Source organism: Stenotrophomonas sp. Y6 (assembly GCF_022436665.1).
Lineage (GTDB): Bacteria > Pseudomonadota > Gammaproteobacteria > Xanthomonadales > Xanthomonadaceae > Stenotrophomonas > Stenotrophomonas acidaminiphila_A.
Genome location: NZ_JAKUKB010000009.1, coordinates 148,585 through 170,455, shown reverse-complemented (window position 1 = coordinate 170,455; position 21,871 = coordinate 148,585). Strand labels below are relative to the sequence as shown.

Sequence of the window (21,871 nt, the reverse complement as noted above, 5' to 3'; positions counted from 1 at the left end):
GATATCAGCCCGATGTTCGATCATGCGGCGGTCACCTTAGCAAAGAGCTTTTTCAGGTAAGCTGCCCCTCCGTCTTCCATGAACAGCACGTTGCGGCTTTCCAGATCGGCCTTCTTTGTGGGGTCGCCCACGTTGAGCAGGTCGGCGAATTTCGTCGGTGACAGCACGAAAGCATTCAAGACCAGCGGCGCTTCGCCCGCCTTGGCCTGCGATGCCAGCGTCGTTTCAAGCGTCTTCACTTCCTTGTACAGCCCCAGCTTGGGGTGCGACAGATCGAGATTGCGCAGACCCTTCGGATCGACAAAGGTCAGCCACTGCTTGCCGCTGGCATCGTCCACCAGCCAGAGCAGGAAGTCCGGATAGAAGTTGTCCGCCAACGCAAAGCCCAGGCCTTTCTCTTCCCGATCCGCATTGCGCAACAGGTACAGACTGCGCGGGCCAATCGCTTCCTTGCCCTCGCCTGAGTTGTAGAACGCCTCCAAATCGCGGACAAACTCCCATTCACTCGGCGCGTCAAAGGCCAGCGGACGCAGTTTCAGCGGCACTGCATCCTTGTCCTCCAATGCCAGCAGCGGGTAGTACAAGTGGCGGTCGAAGCTGATGGCGACCATGTGTGGTGCGTTCCATTTGCTGGCCTCTCCGATCTTGCCGTCCGCCACCAGCTTCTTCAGCACTTCCAGCTTCGCCTGATATTCCAGACCGTCGTCGCTGTTCTCGATCTCAAACTGGTACAGCTTGAGCATCGACCCGTGATCTTCATCGATGTGGGTGATGTCGTAGAACTGGCCTTCGTAGCCCGTCTTCAGGGCCTTGTAGAAGCGGTCGGTGTAGTCCGTCAGCAGTCGAAGCAGGATGTCTTCCTGCTTGCGGATGTCGGCGAAGGTCCTCACGTTCAGTTCCGCCGCCGGGATGAACAGCGTGTACCAATCCTGCGTGCCCGCACAGAAGTCGATCAGCTTCTGCCGTTCCAACCGCAGGTTGCTCCAGCTGCGCTGCAACTTGTAATCCTGCAACGCCAGATAGATGCGATCCCAATTGAAAGCCGGGAACAGCGTCTGATTCAGCTTGCCCTTGTTGCGGGCTTCCGTCGTGGGGGTTGTGCCATTGTCCTTGCTGGACAGCGCTTCGACACGCGGGTACAGGTCGAGTACCACATGGGGGGGCTTGATCTTGCCCTGGAACTGCGCGGGTATTTCGTACAGCCACGGAAAGTGCGTGCGCTTGAACCCAAGTTTCTGGTTGTCCTTGTAGCCATCCTTCAGCGCCAGGGTCTTGAGCTTGCCCTTGGGCAAGTTGGCCCGTGTCGGGAAGTCCAGCTCCAGAACTTCATCGCTGGGCGTGATGCCTTCCTCGCGCAGGTAGTCTTTGAACGCGGCCATGTAGCTGGCGCGCACACCGAAGATGTTCAGTGCCTCCAGTTTGTCCAGATGCACGCCCTTGGGCCGGTCCTGCGGCAAGGTGCGCTTGAGCGAGAAGCCCTTGCCCTTGAGGCGCACCCCGCGTCCGAACAATTGGATGATCTGCGAGCCTTCGCCCTGGCCCATGTTCAGTAAGCCCATGGTAGACACGCGCCAACTGCTCCAGCCTTCGGTGAATTTGCGTGAGCCGATGAGCACGTTGAGGCGGCTGTCCTTGTTGTTCAGCGTGCCGAAGAGCGCGCCGCCGAAGTCATCGCGTTCGCTGTCGAAAGTGTCGGCGCTCTCCGCCATGCTGAAAAAGCCCGCGTCATCGCCGATGTTGATCAGGCCGAAGGGCTCCGCATCGCCCACGCGCAGGGCAAGCTCACCCTTGCTGCTCTTGATGTTGACCAGTTTCAATCGCTGGCGGGCCGAGGCATTGAACACCCGCAGCAGGATGTCGGCGTACAGATCATCCACGCGACCGCCGAAGCCCATCAGGGGCGTGAAACGCCCGCTGAAGATGTTGTTGCCCTTGGCGTCCAAAATCTGCGCCTTGTCCGCAATCAGGTCGGTCAGCCAGCTCTTGATCTGCGCTTCGCTGTTCAGGAAGTCTGCGAGGAAGTTCACCACTTCCAGGATGTCCGACTCCTCGCCTGACACGGTGTTGCCCACGAACACCCACAGCGGCTTTTCGATGTTGAAGTCGGCAAGCGCCGAGCGGTGCGTGCTCCACAGCCAGAGCTGCTGGTAGTAGGCAAGCAGGCAGGCGGTGAAATACTTGCGCGCGTTATCCGCCTGCTCGTAGGCCTCGCCATTCATGTTGAGGATCAGCGACTCTTTGCCGTAGCCGTCCTCATAGAAGAACTTGTACGAGTAGTCGAACAGGATGCACTTGGCGTAAATCTCACGGGTGGCGGTGATGCGCGCGCGGCGCTTGTCCTCGGCGGTCAGCGCGAGTTGCGCCTTCTGTCCGTCGTCCAGGCTGCGCAGACTGGTGGTGTTGAACAGCATCTTGGCGCGCTTTTTCTGGATGTCTTCTTCCGCCGTCGCCACGGTCATGCCCTTGGCCACCGCCTGCCCGAAGGTGGCCGAGTACTCGAAGGCAAAACCGCCTCGCACCAGCGCATCGCGTCGCGCCATCCACGCGCCCGCCGCAGTGCCCGTACCACGGTGGCCTTCGTCCACCAGCACCAGGTTGTTGCCCTCGAAGGCATCCACGGCGACGGTCTTGTCCCCCATCTCATCGCCCAGCTTGTTGATGTCGATGATTTCGATAGTGCCGCGCGCGGGTGACTGGGCCTTGTTGAAGAACTGCGAGAACCCGAAGCCGGACAGGTGCAACTCATCCAGATGCTGACGGCTCAACCCTTCGTTGGGCGTGAGCAGGATGATCTTGCTCGGGTAGTGATCGCTGCGCCCCGCCTGGAAGTAGTGCAGGTACTGGCGGATGTTGACGTGCAGCAGCAGGGTCTTGCCGCTGCCGGTGGCATTCCAGAAGGCGATCTTGTTCAGGTCGTCCACTTCGAAATCGCGGAACGGTTCCGCGCCCGTCTCGGCGCGGTAGCGCGTCATTTCCTCGTTCAGGCCATCGAGTAAGTCCTGACGGTGGTTGAAGTACCAGTCCAGATACAGCTCGGTGAACAGCAGCGAGAGGTACTGGAAGTACTTCATCTGCAGTTCGTGGCCTTCCAGCTTGTTGCGCTGGGCCGTGATGGCCTGCCAGTGGGCGACGACGTTCAAGTCGTAGCGCCGCAGGTCGGCCTCGGGCACCTTGTTGGGATCGAACAAGCCTCGGATCAGTTCGTGGAAGAACTTGGTCTGGCCGTCCTCGTCGATGCCCTCGAAGCGGTCATCGCCCAAGCGCATCTTGAGTGCCGCCAGCGTGCCGCCCTGAAAGAAACCCAGCACCCAGCGGTTGAGCACCAATTCCTGATGGAAGCTGCGCTTCCTGACGCCGCGACTGGAACCGGCTGCGCCGCTTGCGCCCGAACCGGCGACAGGGGTCTTGCGTGGTCGTGCCATCAGATGTCCTCCACGGAGAACATGCGCTCCAGAAACTCCGGCTCGATCTGGCGCAGCTTGAGCACGCGGGTGGCACCGCCTTCCTCGGCCGTCTGCGTCAGCACGGTGGGAATGTTGTGGTCGCCGTTGATGTAGACCACGTCAAACTCGTTGTCCGCCGGGTTGATGGCCAGCTTGTCGCAGAGCTTGCTGATGCCTTCGTAGTCCAGAACATCGCAATCGCGCCATAGCACGAGGCAGGTCTCATTGCTGGGCAGGGTTCCAGTGACGGTGACGAAGCCGCGCTGCGGCTGGGCGTCGATGTGCTTTACCCGCAGGCCGATCAGGAAATTGAAGGTCTCGACCAGATCGATCTTGCGCGGCTCGAACGCGCCCGCCGAATCCACGGCCACGTTGAGGGTGTAGTCGAAGGGCTTCTTGAAGTCTTCCACCGACAGCAACGAGCCACGGCTTTCCACGTCTAGCAGGTAATTGAGCAGGTAGTCGTCCTTGGCCTGCTGCGGCAGGGTGTTCAGCAGATCGCCCTGCGCGGACGTACGGCGCAGTTGCAGGTTGTTCAGGGTGTCTTCGTAGCTTTCGAGTTTGATTGCTTTGAAGCAATGCGAAATGCCTGCCTCTGACGAAGTCGGTTTGCCGCCAGCCCAATCAGCTGAAAAGACGACTTTCTGAATTCTTGGCTTGAGAACGGTCTCGAAATACTCACCTTGCTCGACTAGAACGTACTTGCGCGATTCGTTGTCCTGGCGATTTAGAGAAATTGTTGCATGTGCAGTTGTTCCTGAGCCTGCGAAGTAATCGAGAACAGTAAAGTTTGCCTTTCCGAATGACTGCATCCAAAAGGATTGCTCAAGGGTTTTGACTGACTTCGGGTAATCAAAAATTCCACCGAGCCCGAGACTATCCAAGACGTTAGTGCCATTAGTGCCTGCATTGAAGTCTGCACCGATCCAATTACTGAATAGTGTCTCCCGCTTGTCCTGATGATCGATCAGCTGTTTCACAGCGCCACGGTCAGTAACGATCAACTCGCCGTTTGCTGCACGTACCTTGCCGGTTTCGTAGGATGACCGCCAAACGCGCTCCTCACCCGTGGTATTGATTGGATAGATTCTTTGTAATCCTTCTGCCGTTGGCCCGGTTGGATAATCGGTTCCAAGTGGCGGCGGCGGCTCTGCTCCTACAACCTTCTTGGTAGATGGATCAACGAGAAGAGCGTAGAAGCTACGCCAACGACCAACTCCCCCGCTACGCGGCGCGCGGTAGTTGTTGTCAGCCGTTCCACTCCGCATGAACTGCCTGTCCTCGGTCTCGTCCTCTTTCGGAAAACCAAGGTATTGCGGAGCATCTTTTGGAGAGGCGACGATGTAGTATTCATGCGTCCGTGACAGCCTTCCACCCGATCCTTGTGGATGGTGATTGATCACGATGGTCGAGACATCGCATTCAGTGAAATGCCCCTTCAAACAGTGAAAGGCATTGTTATATTCGTAATCGTCAATGGCGAATCCAAACGAATAAACTTCTCCGAAAAGATCGCGAGTGAATGGCAACGTGTTGGAAATCAAAGCCAACCAGCTTGAGTGCTCGAACTGGTTCTTGTACGCGATCTTCGAATGGACAGTGTTGTAGGGTGGATCAATATAGGTGAAATCTATGCTCGCCCGGTAACGATACTTCGCTAAATTGAGCGCCTGGAAGTTATCCCCATTGATGACGACGCCGCCGAGGCCTGTTTCGATATCGTCGATATTTGCCAAAAGGCGATGCTTAAAGTCGTCATTGAATAGTGCCGTATCCACCATCCGATACTGCGCAGCCTTCAAGTCCTCCACCGTCCCCGGTGCATCGCCATCCCAAACGCCCAGCTGTTTCCACCGCGCCCATTGCTGCGCGTTCGCTACCACTTCCGGCCACAGCGCTTCCGGTACCCGATCCAAGGTGATGCAGTAGTGACTGGAGACAACGAACTTCTTTTTCAGCCACAGCTTCTTCTGGAAGTCTTCCAACTGGGCCAAGAAAGTGATCAGCTCCAGCGCGATGCTGCGCAGGCACTGGATCATGCGCAGGTTCTTTTCGATGTCCGCGAACGCGCCCGCGTTCTGCACATCATCCAGATGCATGACTTCGTTTTTGATGTAGAAGTCCAGCTCGCGCCGGAGGAAACCACCCAGATCCTTGTGGATGAAGTAGTCCGCCGTGTTCTTGGTGGTGTAGTCGCTCAGGTGCTTTTCAAGCAGGGTGCGCTGCGGGCTCTTCTCGGTGGGCGCGCGGTTGCCCAGGGCCAGCCAGCGAGCCTTGACGGCTGCGTCCGCCAGTACAGCCTCGACCGCCTTGGTGACCAGCGCCTCCTGCTTGGTGCCTTTGGGCTGGGCGGCGTACTCGAAGCGGATGATCAGCTCCTTGTTGCCGTCACTGCCCGATGCCTCCTCCACGGGCACCAGTTCCTCTTCATATTCGTCACCGTTTTCATCCAGGCGGGTGACGGTCTTGGCCGCTACCAGGGCAAATCGACGTTCCTTGTCGTTGTCCTTGCGGTTGTCTTTGGCGGTGTCGGCGGCGGCGAGGCGGAAATGCACCGTGCGACCGTCTTCGAGCTTGAAGCTGTAATTGCTGAAGTTCTCGCCGCTCTTGGTGTAGTACTGATCCTTGTTGGCCCAGTGCAGCATCACATCTTCGCCCGCGTAGGGGATGGCGTAGGTGTCGCCCTTGTAACGGCGCTGGCTGATGAAGTCGCCTTGCTCGTAGTAGCGGGAGAAAAAGGCCAGCAGGTGCGAGAACACTGCGTTCTCGTGTTCGCTGCTGCCTGCTGCTGTCTCTTTCAGCTTGGCGCGTAGTTCCTGCACCTTGGGCACGGCATCGGGGCTGACACCCAAGGCTTGGGCGTTCTTCTCTGCCTCTTGCAACTCAGCTTGCAATTGCACGGCGCTGGCGGCGCTCCCTGCGGAGAGGGCTGCCTGAACCTTCTCAGCCAGCCGGTTTTGCAGGTAGTCGTTGATCTCGCCCGCGCGGGCGTTGAGGATGCGGTAGATACCGAAGTCCAGTTCCGGGCGGTCGATCTGGAAGATCTCGCGCAGCTTGGCGACGAGCTCCTGAAACTTGGGATTCTGTTTGTTGGTCATGGTTTGCCCTGATCTCGGGATTTCTGATTCTTTGAAGGATTTGCGTTTCAGGTGACCTGCCAGCGCACGCTGAACAGGGTCTCGTTGCTTGTTTTTTCTTGCAGGCGCTGCTGGAGCGAGGCAATCAATTCGTCGCGCTTGGCGATGATCTCGTCCTCGACGGCGAAAATTTCCTGCCGCAGGCGGCGTTGCTTGCGCTCCAGCTCAGACAGTTCGCGCTGGATGGCGTCTTGCTCCTGCAAGGTGACAGCCTTGCGGGCGTCGCGCTTCAACTGTGCGATGCGCGCCTTGGTGTTCTTCAGGGCTTCCTCTGCGGCCAACAGCTTGTCGTCAGCCCAGCGTTCCAGCTTGTCACGCTCTTCATTGAACAGGCGCTGGTTGGCTTCCAGCACCTGGGCAACGGTGGCGGCGACCGCGCGCTGGCTGTTGGCCAGCAGGCCCTCGGGCACGGTGGTGCTCAAAGGCGTGGGTTTGCCCGCTGCTGGAATGGCCATCAGCTTTTCGCAGGTTTCCTGATCCAGTACCTGACCATCGTCAGTGAGGCCGGAGAACAACAGCGCCTCTGTGGTCTCGAAGGCAGTGACTTCCAGTCGAGCCAGCGTCAGCCAGCCTGACTTGCCGCGCAATTTCTCGATCACGGAGACGCGCGCGCCGTGTTTGTCGTAGTCGAGTTTCAATGTGGCGACGGGCGTGGCTGCATTCAGGCTGGCTTCAATGCTCCACTCCCCCAGCGGGTGGCTGAGGCGGTAGGCGTGCGCCAGCATGTCCGGCTGCGCCGCCCCACGAATGAGCTGATAGCGACCTGTGGCGATTCCAGTTGGCGGCGTGCTCAGAGAGAACGCGTAGGACTGCTCGTCAAAGCGTGCTCTGTCATTGAGGGCATAGCGGGTGACGCCCCAGAACCAGCGCCCCAGTTTGTCGAGACGAGCTTCGGCCTCGTCCAATCGCAGCTTGAGCCGGTCGTGGACATCCTCATCAAAATTTTCCAGCAGCTGGGACTGCGTGTCTTTGATGCGGTCGGCTATTGACTCTTCCAGCTCCGCTTGCAGCGCATTGAAGGCGGCTTCGATCTGCTCGGGCTGCCTACAGGTGTCGTAGATCTGAAGGATGCGTTTCTCGAAGTCGAGGCCGCCTTCGATGCGGCCCAGCACTTCATCACTTGCGCCGAACACGCCGGAGAACAGATTGAATTTCTCAGTGAGCAGTTCCAGCACGCGCTGGTCGGCCTGGTTGCGGGTGTTGAGGAAGTTGATGACCACCACGTCGTAACGCTGACCGTAGCGGTGGCAACGGCCAATGCGCTGCTCGACACGCTGCGGGTTCCACGGCAGGTCGTAGTTGATGATGAGCGCGCAGAACTGCAGGTTGACACCTTCGGCAGCCGCTTCGGTGGCGATCATGATTTCCGCGCCGCTGCCGTCGTCCTTGCGGAAGTGGTCAATGAGCGCGGTGCGGCGATCCACCTGCGGCGAGCCGGTGACGCGATCCGTGCCTTTGTACTCTTCCAGCCAGCGCTGGTAGATGGCGGTGGAGTCTTCATGGTTGTTCGTCCCGCTGAACAACACCAATTTGCCGGCATGGCCGTTGGCTGAGAGGAAGCGGTGCAGGTACTCCTGCGTGCGCTTGGATTCCGTGAAGATGATGGCCTTACGTGGTGCGTTCAACTCGGCCATCTTGCTGAAGCCCAAGCCGAGCGCCTTCAGTAGCGCCTGCGCCTTGGTGTCGGTTTGCAGCGCTTGCGCGGCATCGACGAACGCGGTCAGCTCCGCGATCTCGGTGCTGATGGCAGCGCGGACGGCATGCGCGTCTTTTGCAGCGCCCGTCTTATCGTCTTCCGCTGGCGCGGGCGTAGGGACTTCGGCGTCTTCGTCGGCCTCGCTGGCTTCCTCTTCCAGATAGTCCTGCTCCAGGTCGTCCTCGGCAATGAGCTGTTCGACCAGTTGGCTGCCGTCGTCTTCCGTTTTGCCTGCCGTGAGCAGGCCTTGCAGGCGCTCGCGGATGGTGACCAAGGTGGCAGCAACGGCGTGCGAGCTGGAGGCAAGCAGCTTGCGCAGGATCAGTGCCGTGAGGTGGCGCTGCTGCTTGGGCAGGGCGTAGGAGTCTTCCTTTTGCAGAAAGGTCGAGATGCGCTCGTATAGCGCCTGCTCGTCGTCAGTCGGGTTGAATGGCTGGGTGAGTGCCTTGCGCTCGGTGTACTTGATGTACTCCAGTACGTCACGGCGCAGTGTCCGTTTGGCGAAGCTGGCAAGGCGCTCACGCAGCTCGTCAAGCCCCGTTCCGCTGTTCATGAATTGCTTGCGGAAGGCAGCTTCGTCGCCGAACATGTGTTCGTCGATCAGCGTCGACAGGCCGTACAGCTCCATCAGCGAGTTCTGCAACGGCGTGGCGGTGAGCAGAAGCTTCTTGCGGCCTTGCAGCGCACGCTTGAGCGCCTGCCCGGTGCGGTTGCTGGCGCGGTGCGCATTGCGCAGCTTGTGCGCTTCGTCGATGACCACTACATCCCAAGGAACTGCACGCAGCTCGGCTTCCAGCTTGGCGGCAAACTGGTAGGACATGATCACGACCGCCTTGCCAACCAGCCGCTGCATGGTGGCGAGGATGTCGCCAGCAGACTGCTTGCGGAGCGAAACGGCATCCACCACGGTGGTAGGCACGGCGAACTTGTCGTGCAGCTCCTGCGCCCATTGCTTGCGCAGGCTAGCCGGGCATATGACAAGTAGCCGACGACGGCGCTCGGCCCAGTACTGGCAAACCACCAGCGCGGCTTCAATGGTTTTTCCAAGACCCACCTCGTCAGCCAGCAGTACGCCCTCCTGCAACGGGTTCCGAAGGGCGAACAGGGCGGCTTCGATCTGATGCGGGTTAAGATCGACGCTGGCATCGAACAGCGATTGGGAGAGTCGATCTACGCCATCGGCGGCGTGTCGCCGCGTCAGCTCGTGGGCGTAGTACTTGGCGTGGTAGGCGGAGATCAATCCTGACCTCCTTCTGGCTCCCGACCAGGAATTACATAGCCTGGCGCCAACACCGCATTCTTGGCTCCGTAGAGCGCAAGATGGTCTTTCAGCCAAAGTCGGTACTCATGCCCGCGCAGGCTGTGGTCAGGGGAGCAGTCGACACTCCATTTGCGCAGGATGTATCCGGCCGTGGCGGCGCGTAGCTTCATCCGCAGAACGCCACCCTGCATGCTGTAGTCCATCTCGGTGATCTCCGGCCGGGGTTGATCCGGGTGCGGTACCAGCTCCAGCTCAACAATCCGGGTCCACTGGATGTCCTGATCACTGCGCTCATGGGGCTGCACATCTGCATCCTTCATAAGGACCGGGCATTTGATCCGGGTGATGACGAAATCTCGGAACTCTTGGGACTTCCGGTCGAAGGCGCGGACGTGCCAGCGCAGACCGTTGTCGATCAGCGCGAACGGGACGATCTCCCGCTCAGTGGGGCCACTGGAGATGGAGTGGTACTCGATGCCGAGCGGACACTCTTGGTGGATCGCCCGGGTCACGCTCGCCAGCACATCCAGATCCGGATGCGTGAGCCGTGACGGGCTCTCGCTGGCCACCCACGCCTTGAGCCGCATCGGCTCGCCATCGCCAAAGCCCTGGGTCAGCCACGACAGCACCCGCTCTGGGGGAAAGTCGAATACGGGCCGGAAGTCCGGCCCCAGGACGTAGGACTTGCCCTTGGGGTCGTAGTCGATGTTGCCCGGGGCCAACTCCTTGTACAGCGCCAGATCCCTGGATGCGGCGGCGGACTGGATGCCAAACCGCGTGACCAAGTCCTGACGGCGTATCTCCCCGATGAAGCGCACGCGCAACTCCACGAACGCGAGCCGATCGCGTTGTGGCTGGGTTAGATCTGCAAGCTGTTCGTTCGACATCCTGGCTGGCTCGTTCGGGTTAGCGAATGCTTATACGGGTTATTGTGAAAAATATATGGTCTGCCCTAGAATCTGTCCATGACTCTATTTTGATTTGTGCAAGCATCGTATTGTGATAACCATAAGCGGCGCAGCGATAAAAGGATCGGTACGGGCGCCATGCAAGATTTCGCAGAGCTTCACCTCAAGCCAGAGACGCTGGCGCAGTACGGGTTGCCGGACATCGCGTACCCCGTTCCAGCAGCCGATCTGAAGTCGGCCCTGCTCGATAACGGGGACCTGCCGCTGGCCGTGATGCTGCACGGTCTGCAGCAGCGTAGCCGGGATGGGGAGGCCGAATGGCAGCAGGTCGAACCCGCAATGGATCGGCTTGCCGAGCTATTGGCGCCCGACGATGCCCGCGATGTCATTTCAGCGGCCGGGGACCACTGGTGGCTCGAGGTCGGGCCCGTGGACCTCGGCGGCAAACTGGTCACCATCCAACGTGGCGATGCTCTGATCGCTGCCATCACCGCCCGGGACGACGGACGCTTGCGGGTGGCCGTGTTTCGCCCGTTGGACGCCAAGAGCGCGGAATACCTGATCGGGCTGGGGCAAGTGCCTCACCCTGAGCACGGAGTCTGCATGCGCGAGAACAACTGGGAGTACGCGCTCGACTGCTCTGCGGGCAACGGCAACTACTACGCCGCCGACCGGGGCGAGGCCTATCTGTCCTACTGGGAGAAAGGCCTGGGCATCAGTTGGGACGGCTCCGATGTGCCTGAGTGGCGTAAGCAGCTCGACCTCGTTGCCCGGCCCGCCGCCCGCGTGGTCGCAGAGTTGGGCATCCATTACACCTTGTCTGGCAATGAGGACGAGGAGCCTGTTGCCGATGCGGGCGCGGCGGAAGAATTCGAGACACCGGCACCACTTGCCTGGCGCAGCAAGCGCCAGCAAAAACGCACAGTCCAGGGGCGGTTTCTGGGCTGCCTACTCGGTGGTGCAGTCGGTGATGCGCTGGGCGCTCCGGTGGAGTTCATGAAGCGGACCGAGATTCTGCGTCGCTTCGGCCCGAAGGGAATCACCCAGTACGCACCGGCTTATGGTGGCCTGGGGACGATCACCGACGACACGCAGATGACCTTGTTTACCGCCGAGGGACTGATCCGAGGCTGGGTGCGTGGCTGCTTCAAAGGCATCACAACCTATTCCGGGGTAACGGCGCACGCCTATTTGCGCTGGCTGCAAACCCAGGGCGAACGTCCGACATGCGACATCGACTTCGGCACCGATGAGCCTGGCTGGCTGTTTCAGCAGCGTCAGCTGCACAGCCGTCGCGCACCGGGCAACACCTGCCTGGCGGCCCTGCGGGCAATGAACTCGCTCGGGGAGCCGGCCCGCAACGACAGCAAGGGCTGCGGCGGCGTCATGCGGGTTGCGCCGGTCGGTCTGTTCGCCTGGCGCCTGCGTCAGTACGAATCTCCCCAAGACGCCTTCCGGCTGGGTGCCGAGTTGGCTGCGCTGACCCATGGGCACCCGACCGGAGCCCTGACCGGTGGTGTGCTGGCGGTTCTGATCCTGGCCCTGACCGATGGCGCGTCGCTGCGCGAGGCGTTGGCCGCCGTCAAACTCTTACTGCGAGCTGAGCCCGGCTTTGAGGAGACGCTTCGGGCGATCGAGATGGCGGAGGAGTTAGCCGATTCCGATTTGCCACATGAAGAAGCCATTGCCAGGCTGGGCCAGGGTTGGATCGCCGAGGAGGCCCTGGCGATCTCCATCTATTGCGCGCTGGTCGCCCGCAATTTCAAACATGGCGTGATCCTGGCCGTGAACCACGATGGCGATTCCGACTCGACCGGAGCGATCGTCGGCAACCTGCTGGGCGCGATGCACGGCGTGAAGGCAATCCCTGCCGAGTGGCTGGAGCCGCTGGAACTGCGCGACGTCATTACCGAATTGGCTGAAGACCTCTACGCCTTCAAGGATTGGGCGATCGGCGAGTACAGCGACAACGAAGAGCTGAACCAGCGGATCTGGCGCAAGTACCCGGGATTCTGAGATGGAGTGAACTGGCATGAGCGGAAATCGATGGGACCAGCCGGGCGTGCCCCACAAAGGATGGCACTGCGTGGATGTGGTCGACCTGCGGGCCGACGGCGAGTCGGCGGACGAAACCGATTACGCGACCTGCCAGATGTGCGGCAACGAGAAGATCCGCTACGTCCACATCATGGAACACCCGGATCTGGATGAGAACTTCGACGTCGGCCGCGTCTGCGCCGAGAAGATGAGTGGCGACTACGAAGGACCGAAACGGCGTGAGGCCAAGTTGCGCAACCGGGCAGCACGCCGAACCCGATGGCTGCAACGCAAGTGGCGGGTGTCCGCCAAGGGGAACAGCTTCCTGAACGTCGATGGGCACAACCTCGGCGTCCACATGAACAAGTTCAAGCGGTGGGGCTACCGGACGGGCAGCCGGTTCAGCACCAAGACCTACGCGACCAAGGACGAAGCCAAGCTGGCGCTGTTCGATGACTTCTGGGCCGCGACCCAGGATGACGATCGGCTGTGGGCCAGTGACTGATCAGGGAAATAGTCCATCCCTGCCTGCTGCCGCCACACTTCGATGGGTTGTTGCGGGGCCAGCTTGTTGCCAAGGCCGTGCCAGGGCTTCTCGCCGGTATAGGCCATCGTTTCCACCAGATGAATGTTCCTGCTCCTTGAATCAGCGGCATAAACGCAGAAGGCCCGCCGGTGAGGGCGGGCCTTCTGTGCTGCCAGCAACGTAGCGAGTCAGATCCGAGTGTTGGTCCTGCCGAAGATGGCCGCGAGGATCACGGCCGCAACGGTCAGCACCTGAACAATCGTCTCCTTGGTGTCATCGCACATGCGTTGACCTCCACGGGGCGCTTGAACCGAAGCGCCCAGACGAGAAGCAGAACTGCCTGCTTCATCGTAGTAGTGTGGGTTTGAAATATTTCTGAGTAACTGGCGGCTTTCGGCCTTGGATTCAACTGATAAACGCATCCAGTCGAAGCACCTTCCTGTCGGCTTTACTGACCTGGCACAGGCACCACGTCACCAAGCTTTGAAGGCCACTAACGGATGTTCGCAGTAGCGCGACACCCTTCGCGATAGCGGGAGCACCCGAGGAACGGGCCATTGCGCCCGTTCTTCTCCTGGATGGAGCCGCGCCGGCAGATCGGGCATCGATCCCCCGACTTGACCGGCACCTGGATCCTTTGAGATCCACCTGTTCGAGGTCGGGGCTGCCCCGCCCCTTGCTCCGCCTTCCGCTTGAAATCGCACGCAGGGAAGCGACTGCATCCATGGAAGGCGCCGTACTGCCCACCCCGTAGCTGCAGCACGCCGTTGCCGCACTTGGGGCACGCCTCCAACGCTACACCGTCGACAGGGTCAATCTTGAGGTGCTCTGCCTTGACCAGCTCGACCAGGAACTGGGAAGGCTGCCCCAGCGTGGTGTAGAAGCGCACCTGCTTCCGTGCGCGGGTCATGGCCACGTAGAACAAGCGACGCTCTTCGGCGTAGGGGTACGGGTCAGGTGCCGGCATGGCCAACTGCAATGCAGGATCGTCCTGGATCTGGCTGGGGAAGCCGCGGGTACCTTGCACCACGTTGAGGACGAACACGTACTCCGCCTCCAGCCCCTTGGAGCCATGCGCGGTGCGGAACTCAATCTTCAACCGGTCGCCGAACTGGCGTTGCCAGGCTGCGAGCATTGGGGGCTGGTCGTCACGGTACCGCCCTAGCAGCATGATGGTGATGTGGTTGCCCTTAGCGGGCGTGAGCTTGCCCTCGGAGGCGAAGCGATGCATGCCTGCCAGCTGCTCCTCAACATGGCCCAGCATTCCTTCCTCCTGCTGAAAGCCATATGCCAGCATCGGCGTCTTGGTCAGCGGGTTGGTCGTGTTGACTGAATTCTTGATCTGGGCGGGGTTGGCCTGGATGAACTTGCTGGAAACGTCGCACAAGTCCTGCGGACACCGGAACGTGGTGTTGAGCGTCAAGCGTGTGGCGTGGTCGAAGGTCTTCTCGAACTCCGTCATAACGGAGATATCGGAGCCTGCGAAGCGGTTGATGCCTTGCCAGTCGTCGCCCACCACGCACAGATGGGTCTCGACGGGTGGGTTGGAGGCCAGTGCCTTCAACAGGCGAATGCGGGCGCGGGAGCTGTCCTGGAACTCGTCGGCCAGGATGATGGTGAACGGGCTCTGGTAAGCCCCGGACTCCACATGTTCCGCAGCCTGGATGAGCATGTCCTCGAAGTCGATGAACTTGCCCTCGCGCAGCCGGCGCTCCCACTCGGCCGCGATGCGCTCGTAGATTGCCAGGTACATGCGCAAGCGTGCAGCGAAGCCTTCCTCGGACTGCTCCCTGAGTGCTGCGTGCAGCTGAGCGTGCGACAGCCCGTTGTTCTTGACGTGCTGCTGGAACACGCGGAAGGAGCGGGCTAGGTCCTGATTGGAGACGGGCGGCAGCCCCAGGAATGGTCGATTGGGGTCGAATGCGGGCTGGACACCCCGCTCAATAAGGGCTGCTTCCAGGGTGTCCATCCACTCGCCAGTGGACAGCGTGTGCGAGGTGGTCTCGACCAGTGCCGTTTCCTTCTCGGCGTGGACCTTCCGCTTCCATGCCACGCCTTGCAGGTAGTCCTTGAAGTCCTTGGGCGCCTCACCCTTCTCGTTGAGCGCGAAGTGCTCGTGGTACAGCTGGGCATCGGGGTAGTAGAAGTCGGGGAAGTACTGCCGGTGGTGCTCGGTGGCGGTGTCGTGTTCGTATGCACGCTCGTACTCGTAGTTCACCCCGCAGTAGAACAACCAGTCGGCAATGACCCGCTCTTCCTTGCTCTTGACGATGTCGCCCTTGGCCGTGAGGAAGCCGCGCTTGCCATTGGAGTAGGCGTCTGGTTCCTGGGTCGCCCCCCACTTGCCCACGTCGCGGCCATAGACGGTTCGGAACAGGTCCCAGTCCTTCCGGAACTTCGCGTCCTGGGCGCACAGCGCTTCGATGATGTTGCCCACCTCACGGATGTCCGCCCCCGGATTACGGCCAGGAGATGACCCGGCGCAACCTCAACATCCAGCCCACCTTGACCGAGCGACCGGGCCTGCCGGTTCGCATCATCGTCAATCGGGATCTCGTGCTGCGGCCGTACCAGCCGTTGTTCTTCAATCGGGGGGCTTCGCGATGAGCACGACCAAAAGGCTGCGGCTGGGGCCGCTGCCCAAGACCGAAAGCGTCAAGCTGACCTTCGCTTGCCCGGCCGGCCTGAAAGCCGACCTCGACCGCTACGCCGCGCTGCACGCGCAGACGTATGGCGAGGCGGTCGATGCAGCGACGCTGATCCCGCACATGCTGGAGGCGTTCATCGCGGGGGATCGGGGGTTTCCGGGCGGCAGGAGAAACCGGGCGCGATTGCGACAATAATTGAGTACACTCATAAATGAGCAAACTCAGTCAATCGCCATCCATGATCACGACCGACGCGCTCGCCCGACCCGGTCGGCGCGACCGCAACATGCAGGACAAGCATGGCCGCATCTTCCAGGCGGCCGCAGCGCTGTTCGAGGCGCATGGCTATGCCGGCGTCACCACGCAGGCGATCTCCGAGCGCGCCGACGTCGGCGCGGGCACGCTGTTCCGCTACGCGTCCTCCAAGGACGAACTGCTGCTGATGGTTCTTAACCAGGCGTTGCGCGCGGCGCTGGCACAGGGCGCCGCGCGGGCCCGTGGATTGCGCGACCCGGTGGACATCGCGGTGGCGATGGTCGCGCCCATCCTGCAATTGGGCGGCCGGCATGCGGAGAACCTGGCGGTCTACCAGCGCCAGCTGATGTTCGGCGCCCCGGGCGAGAAATACCGCAACGAAGGCCTGGCACTGCTGGCCGGGCTGGAGGCGGCCGTGGCCGCCGGCCTGCTCGAGCAGGCCGGCGCGCGCGGCCTGCCGGCACGCCCGGAGCTGGCGCGAGTGGCCAGCATCTCGATCTTCGGCGCTGCGCATCTGGCGGTCTCGCGCGCCTCCACCGGCGCCCATCCCGGCCATGTCCCGATGGACGACCTGCGCGCGCAGGTCCGGCAAATCGTGGACGGCTATTTCGCGGGCCTGGCTACCGAAGGGCCAGCCTAGCCCTGTTCCCTTCGATACAAGGAGTTGTGCTTTGGACAAGATTAACAAGGTGACGGTGCTGGGCACGGGCGTGCTGGGTTCGCAGATCGCGTTCCAGACCGCCTACAGCGGCTTCGAGGTATCGGTCTACGACATCGACGAGGCGGCCATCGCCAAGGCGCGGCAGCGCCTGGACGGGCTGTTCGAAACCTACGAGGAGGAGGTGGCCGGCGCCGACGGCGACAAGCTGCACGCCGCATTGGCGCGCATCGCCTTGCACACCGACCTGGGTGCGGCCGTGGCCGATGCCGACCTGGTGATCGAGGCCATCCCCGAAGTGCTGGAACTCAAGCGCCAGACCTACGCCAGGCTGGACCGGCTGGCGCCGGAGAAGACCATCTTCGCCACCAACTCGTCCACGCTGCTGCCGAGCGCGATCCAGGACGCCACCGGCCGACCCGACCGCTTCATCGCCCTGCATTTCGCCAACCAGATCTGGAAGTACAACACCGCCGAGGTGATGGGCACGCAGGACACCGACCCGAAGGTGTTCGACGCGCTGCTGGCTTTCGCCGCCGACATCGGCATGGTGCCCATCGCGCTGCATAAAGAAAAAGCGGGCTACGTGCTCAACTCGCTGCTGGTGCCGCTGCTCAACGCGGCCGCCGAGCTGGCCGCCGGCGGCTATGCCGACCCGCACGACGTGGACAAGGTCTGGCGCATCGCCACCGGCGCGCCGCTGGGGCCGTTCCAGATCTACGACATCATCGGCCTGACTACGCCCTACAACATCCTGTCCCACGGCAACACCCACACCCAGCAGCTGGCGGCCTGGCTGAAGGAGCACTACATCGACCACGGCAAGCTCGGCGTCGCCTCCGGCGAGGGCTTCTACCGCTACGACAAGACCCCGAACTGACCCCTCATAAGGAAAGGACAACGCATGTACTACAGCAGCGGCAACTACGAAGCCTTCGCCCGCCCGCGCAAGCCGGCCGGGGTGGAGAACAAGACCGCCTGGTTCGTCGGCTCGGGCCTGGCTTCGCTGGCCGGCGCGGCCTTCCTGGTGCGCGACGGACACATGCCCGGCGAGCGCATCACCATCCTGGAGCAGCAGGCGATCGCCGGCGGTGCGCTCGATGGGCTGGACGTGCCCGAGAAGGGTTTCGTGATCCGCGGCGGGCGCGAGATGGAGGACCACTTCGAGTGCCTGTGGGACCTGTTCCGCTCGATCCCCTCGCTGGAGATTGAAGGTGCCAGCGTGCTCGACGAGTTCTACTGGCTCAACAAGGACGATCCCAACTACTCGCTGCAACGCGCCACGGTGAACCAAGGCGAAGATGCGCGCACCGATGGCCTGTTCACGCTCAGCGAGCAGGCGCAGAAGGACGTGATCAAGCTGTTCCTGGCCACGCGCGAGGAGATGGAGAACAAGCGCATCGACGAGGTGCTGGGCCGCGACTTCCTCGACAGCAACTTCTGGCTCTACTGGCGCACCATGTTCGCCTTCGAGGAATGGCACTCGGCGCTAGAGATGAAGCTGTATCTGCACCGCTTCATCCACCACATCGGCGGGTTGCCGGACTTCTCGGCATTGAAGTTCACCAAGTACAACCAGTACGAGTCGCTGGTGCTGCCGCTGGTGAAGTGGCTTCAAGGCCACGGGGTGAAGTTCCAGTACGGCACCGAGGTGACCGACGTCGATTTCGACATCGCCCCGGGCCGCAAGCAGGCCACCCGCATCCACTGGAAGCGCGACGGCGCCGATGGTGGCGTGGACCTTGGCCCGGACGACCTGGTGTTCATGACCATCGGCTCGCTGACCGAGAACTCGGACAACGGCGACCACCACACCCCAGCCAGGCTCGATGAAGGCCCGGCCCCGGCCTGGGACCTGTGGCGCCGCATCGCGGCCAGGGCACCGGACTTCGGCCGCCCGGATGTGTTCGGCGCGCATATTCCCGAGACCAAGTGGGAGTCGGCCACCGTCACCACGCTGGACGCGCGCATCCCGCAGTACATCCAGAAGATCGCCAGGCGCGACCCGTTCAGCGGCAAGGTGGTCACCGGCGGCATCGTCAGCGTCAAGGATTCGAGCTGGCTGCTGAGCTGGACGGTCAACCGCCAGCCACATTTCAAGAAACAGCCCAAGGACCAGATCGTGGTCTGGGTGTACTCGCTGTTCGTGGACACGCCCGGCGACTACGTCAAAAAGCCGATGCAGGCGTGCACCGGCGAGGAGATCACCCGCGAGTGGCTGTACCACCTGGGCGTGCCGGTGGAGCAGATCGACGAACTGGCCGCGACCGGCGCCAAGACGGTGCCGGTGATGATGCCGTACATCACCGCGTTCTTCATGCCGCGCCAGGCCGGCGACCGGCCCGACGTGGTGCCGGAAGGCGCGGTCAACTTCGCCTTCATCGGCCAGTTCGCCGAGTCCCGGCAGCGCGACTGCATCTTCACCACCGAATACTCGGTGCGCACGCCTATGGAAGCGGTGTATACCCTGCTGGGTGTGGAGCGCGGCGTGCCAGAGGTGTTCAATTCCACCTACGACGTGCGCACGCTGCTGGCGGCGACCGGCCGCCTGCGCGACGGCAAGGTACTGGACATTCCCGGCCCGGCGTTCCTGCGCAACCTGCTGATGAACCGGCTCGACAAGACCCAGATCGGCGCGCTGCTGCGGGAGTTCAAGCTGGTCACCGAAGATTGAAAACGCCGCGCGTGTAGACGCACGGCCTCATGCCGGGAGGCTCCATGCACACACCTCATCCGCCTGCCGGTCAGGCAAGCACAAGCGACAAGACCACCAGCCCACAGGTGGAGCATGGCCCTGGTGCGCACGGCCCTGGCAGCGCGCACCAGGTCACGCCGTTGCACGACCCGGTCTGCGGCATGGCGGTATCCGGGGACTCGCCGCACCGCGTCGAGCATGCCGGGGCCACGCAGGTGTTCTGCAGCGCCCGCTGCCTTGAGAAGTTCGTCGCCGAGCCCGATCGGTATCTCGCGCCCGTGCAGGCGACCGCTGCGGTGCCATCCGCCCCTGGCGGGCACGGGGCACACCATGGCGAACATGCCGCACCGGCCGCTTCTGCCTCGCAGGCAACAGGGGCGCCGTCTCGCGCCGGGATGCTCTACACCTGCCCCATGCACCCGGAGATCCGCCAGGACCACCCCGGCACCTGCCCAAAGTGCGGCATGGCCCTGGAGCCGGAATTGCCCAGCCTGGAAGACGACGACAACCCCGAGCTGAAGGACTTCTCGCGCCGCTTCTGGTGGACGCTGCCGCTGTCGGTGGTGGTCATGCTGCTGGCAATGGCCGGCCACCGGCTGCACCTGTTCGACATGGCGACCCAGAGCTGGGTGGAACTGGTGCTGGCCGCGCCCGTGGTGCTTTGGGCCGGCGCACCGTTCTTCCAGCGCGGCTGGCAATCGCTGGTCCATCGCAGCCCCAACATGTGGACGCTGATCGGCCTGGGCACCGGCGCAGCCTTCGTCTACAGCGTGGTGGCCACCGTGGCGCCGGGCGTCTTCCCCGCGTCCTTCGTCTCGATGGGGCGGGTCAACGTCTACTTCGAGGCGGCGGCGGTGATCATCTCGCTGACGCTGCTGGGACAGATGCTGGAACTGCGCGCGCGTTCGCAGACCTCGGCAGCGATCAGGTCACTGCTGGGGTTGGCGCCCAAGACCGCCCGGCGCGTGCGCGAGGATGGCACGGAGGAGGACGTGCCGCTGACCCACGTGCAGGTGGGCGACCGCCTGCGCGTGCGGCCCGGCGAGAAGGTGCCGGTCGACGGCATCGTGCTCGAAGGCGCAAGCGCGCTCGACGAGTCCATGCTGACCGGCGAGCCGCTGCCGGTGACCAAGCGCGCAGGCGACCGGCTGATCGGCGCCACCCTCAACACCAGCGGCGCGCTGCTGATGCGCTGCGAGCGGGTCGGTACCGACTCCGTGCTGTCGCAGATCGTGCAGATGGTCGCCCAGGCGCAGCGCTCCAAGGCGCCCCTGCAACGCATGGCCGATGGCGTGGCCGGTTGGTTCGTGCTGGCCGTGGTCGGCGTGGCCATCGTCACCTTCTTCGCCTGGGGGCTGTTCGGCCCCGCCCAGGGCTGGGTGTTCGGCCTGATCAACGCGGTCTCGGTGCTCATCATCGCCTGCCCGTGCGCGCTGGGCCTGGCCACGCCGATGTCGATCATGGTGGCGACCGGGCGTGGCGCCAGCCAGGGCATCCTGTTCCGCGACGCGGCGGCCATCGAGAACCTGCGCAAGGTCGACACGCTGATCGTGGACAAGACCGGCACGCTGACCGAGGGCCGCCCGGCCTTCGACCGGGTGGTGCCCGCCGAGGGCTTCGCCGCCGAGGAGGTGCTGCGCCTGGCGGCCAGCCTGGACCAGGGCAGCGAGCACCCGCTGGCCGACGCCATCGTCCGCCAGGCGCGCGAACAGGGCATCGCCTTGGATGCGGTGGAGCAGTTCGACTCGGGCTCGGGCATCGGCGTGCAAGGCCGCGTCGCCGGCCGTTCGCTGGCGCTGGGCAACACCGCGCTGATGGCCCGGCTCGGCGTGGCCGTCGAGGTGCTGGCGGCGCCGGCCGAGGCCCTGCGCCGGGAAGGCGCCAGCGTCATGCACCTGGCCGTGGAGGATCGGCTGGCCGGGCTGCTGGCCGTTTCCGACCCGGTCAAGGCGAGTACGCCCGAAGCCCTGTCGGCGCTGCACGCGGCGGGTATCCGCATCGTCATGGCCACCGGCGACGGCGTGACCACCGCCCGCGCGGTGGCCGCGCGCCTGGGGATCGACGAGGTGCACGGCGAGGTCAAGCCCGAGGACAAGCTGGCGCTGGTCGAGCGCCTGCAGGCCGAGGGTCGGGTGGTGGCGATGGCCGGCGACGGCATCAACGACGCCCCGGCGCTGGCGCGCGCCGACGTCGGCATCGCCATGGGCACCGGCACCGACGTGGCGATGAACAGCGCCCAGGTGACCCTGGTCAAGGGCGATTTGCGCGGCATCGCCGTGGCGCGCGGGCTGTCGCAGGCCACGGTGGCCAACATGCGCCAGAACCTGGCGTTCGCGCTGGTCTACAACGGCCTGGGCGTGCCGCTGGCCGCCGGCGTGCTTTACCCGCTGACCGGCTGGCTGCTCTCGCCGATGTTCGCGGCCCTGGCCATGAGCCTGAGCTCGGCCTCGGTGGTGGGCAATGCGCTGCGGCTGCGCGCCCAGCGTATCAATCCAGGCCGAACTGGCTGATCCCGCACATGCTGGAGACGTTCATCGCGGGGATCGGGTTTCAAGAAGAGGCGCATTCCACAGGCACGATCGCCAAAACACAGCGAATGGGAAAACC

At 62.8% G+C, this 21,871-nt stretch carries 13 protein-coding genes and 1 pseudogene; 8 read left to right on the top strand and 6 right to left on the bottom strand.

The features are described 5' to 3' along the window. Positions 1-20: 20 nt before the first annotated feature. The 4 genes from MKP15_RS12300 to MKP15_RS12285 are packed head-to-tail and all read right to left on the bottom strand — an operon-like array spanning position 21 to position 10,424. Positions 21-3,422, bottom strand: a complete 3,402-nt coding sequence (locus MKP15_RS12300) for a DEAD/DEAH box helicase family protein (protein WP_240212881.1) — start codon at positions 3,420-3,422, stop codon at positions 21-23. Then, positions 3,422-6,541 carry a DNA methyltransferase gene (locus MKP15_RS12295; protein ID WP_240212880.1) on the bottom strand — a complete coding sequence of 1,040 codons (3,120 nt, stop codon included), beginning with the start codon at positions 6,539-6,541 and terminating at the stop codon, positions 3,422-3,424. The genes MKP15_RS12300 and MKP15_RS12295 overlap by 1 nt, the downstream gene beginning before the upstream one ends. Positions 6,542-6,588: 47 nt before the next feature. Next, positions 6,589-9,516, bottom strand: a complete 2,928-nt coding sequence (locus MKP15_RS12290) for an SNF2-related protein (protein WP_240212879.1) — start codon at positions 9,514-9,516, stop codon at positions 6,589-6,591. Continuing rightward, complete coding sequence (locus MKP15_RS12285; RefSeq protein WP_240212878.1) at positions 9,513-10,424, bottom strand: WYL domain-containing protein; 912 nt, start codon at positions 10,422-10,424, stop codon at positions 9,513-9,515. The genes MKP15_RS12290 and MKP15_RS12285 overlap by 4 nt, the downstream gene beginning before the upstream one ends. Before the next feature lie 159 nt (positions 10,425-10,583). Here MKP15_RS12285 and MKP15_RS12280 point away from each other — a divergent pair, with 159 nt between their 5' ends. Next, positions 10,584-12,461 (top strand): ADP-ribosylglycohydrolase family protein, encoded by a 1,878-nt coding sequence (locus MKP15_RS12280; RefSeq protein ID WP_240212877.1) that lies wholly within the window; start codon positions 10,584-10,586, stop codon positions 12,459-12,461. Between the two features lie 70 nt (positions 12,462-12,531). Next, the gene (locus tag MKP15_RS12275; protein WP_200909193.1) at positions 12,532-12,987 is read left to right on the top strand and encodes a hypothetical protein; all 456 of its coding nucleotides are present in this window, start codon (positions 12,532-12,534) and stop codon (positions 12,985-12,987) included. 209 nt (positions 12,988-13,196) lie between these two features. On the opposite strand, the gene MKP15_RS12270 is transcribed toward MKP15_RS12275, so the two are convergent. After that, positions 13,197-13,430, bottom strand: coding sequence for a hypothetical protein (locus tag MKP15_RS12270; protein ID WP_162486321.1), 234 nt, complete (start codon positions 13,428-13,430; stop codon positions 13,197-13,199). 71 nt (positions 13,431-13,501) lie between these two features. Continuing rightward, the gene (locus MKP15_RS12265) at positions 13,502-15,445 is read right to left on the bottom strand and encodes a UvrD-helicase domain-containing protein (RefSeq protein ID WP_240212876.1); all 1,944 of its coding nucleotides are present in this window, start codon (positions 15,443-15,445) and stop codon (positions 13,502-13,504) included. 26 nt (positions 15,446-15,471) lie between these two features. Between MKP15_RS12265 and MKP15_RS12260 the strand changes: the two are divergent. From MKP15_RS12260 to MKP15_RS12235, 6 genes and pseudogenes are all read left to right on the top strand, one after another. Then, positions 15,472-15,615: pseudogene (locus MKP15_RS12260) on the top strand (conjugal transfer protein TrbI); the annotation flags it as partial. After that, complete coding sequence (locus tag MKP15_RS12255; RefSeq protein ID WP_033474861.1) at positions 15,612-15,851, top strand: DUF2274 domain-containing protein; 240 nt, start codon at positions 15,612-15,614, stop codon at positions 15,849-15,851. The pseudogene MKP15_RS12260 and the gene MKP15_RS12255, both read left to right, overlap by 4 nt. Positions 15,852-15,894: 43 nt before the next feature. Then, entirely contained in the window at positions 15,895-16,551 is a 657-nt protein-coding gene (locus MKP15_RS12250) for a TetR/AcrR family transcriptional regulator (RefSeq protein ID WP_198421470.1), read from the top strand. A gap of 31 nt (positions 16,552-16,582) precedes the next feature. Continuing rightward, positions 16,583-17,449 carry a 3-hydroxyacyl-CoA dehydrogenase gene (locus MKP15_RS12245; RefSeq protein ID WP_054661665.1) on the top strand — a complete coding sequence of 289 codons (867 nt, stop codon included), beginning with the start codon at positions 16,583-16,585 and terminating at the stop codon, positions 17,447-17,449. Between the two features lie 24 nt (positions 17,450-17,473). Next, positions 17,474-19,243: an oleate hydratase gene (locus MKP15_RS12240; protein WP_033474863.1), complete on the top strand. Its 1,770-nt coding sequence runs from the start codon at positions 17,474-17,476 to the stop codon at positions 19,241-19,243. 107 nt (positions 19,244-19,350) lie between these two features. Further along, on the top strand, positions 19,351-21,774 hold the full coding sequence (locus tag MKP15_RS12235) for a heavy metal translocating P-type ATPase (protein WP_225546722.1): 2,424 nt from the start codon (positions 19,351-19,353) through the stop codon (positions 21,772-21,774). Positions 21,775-21,871: the final 97 nt, after the last annotated feature.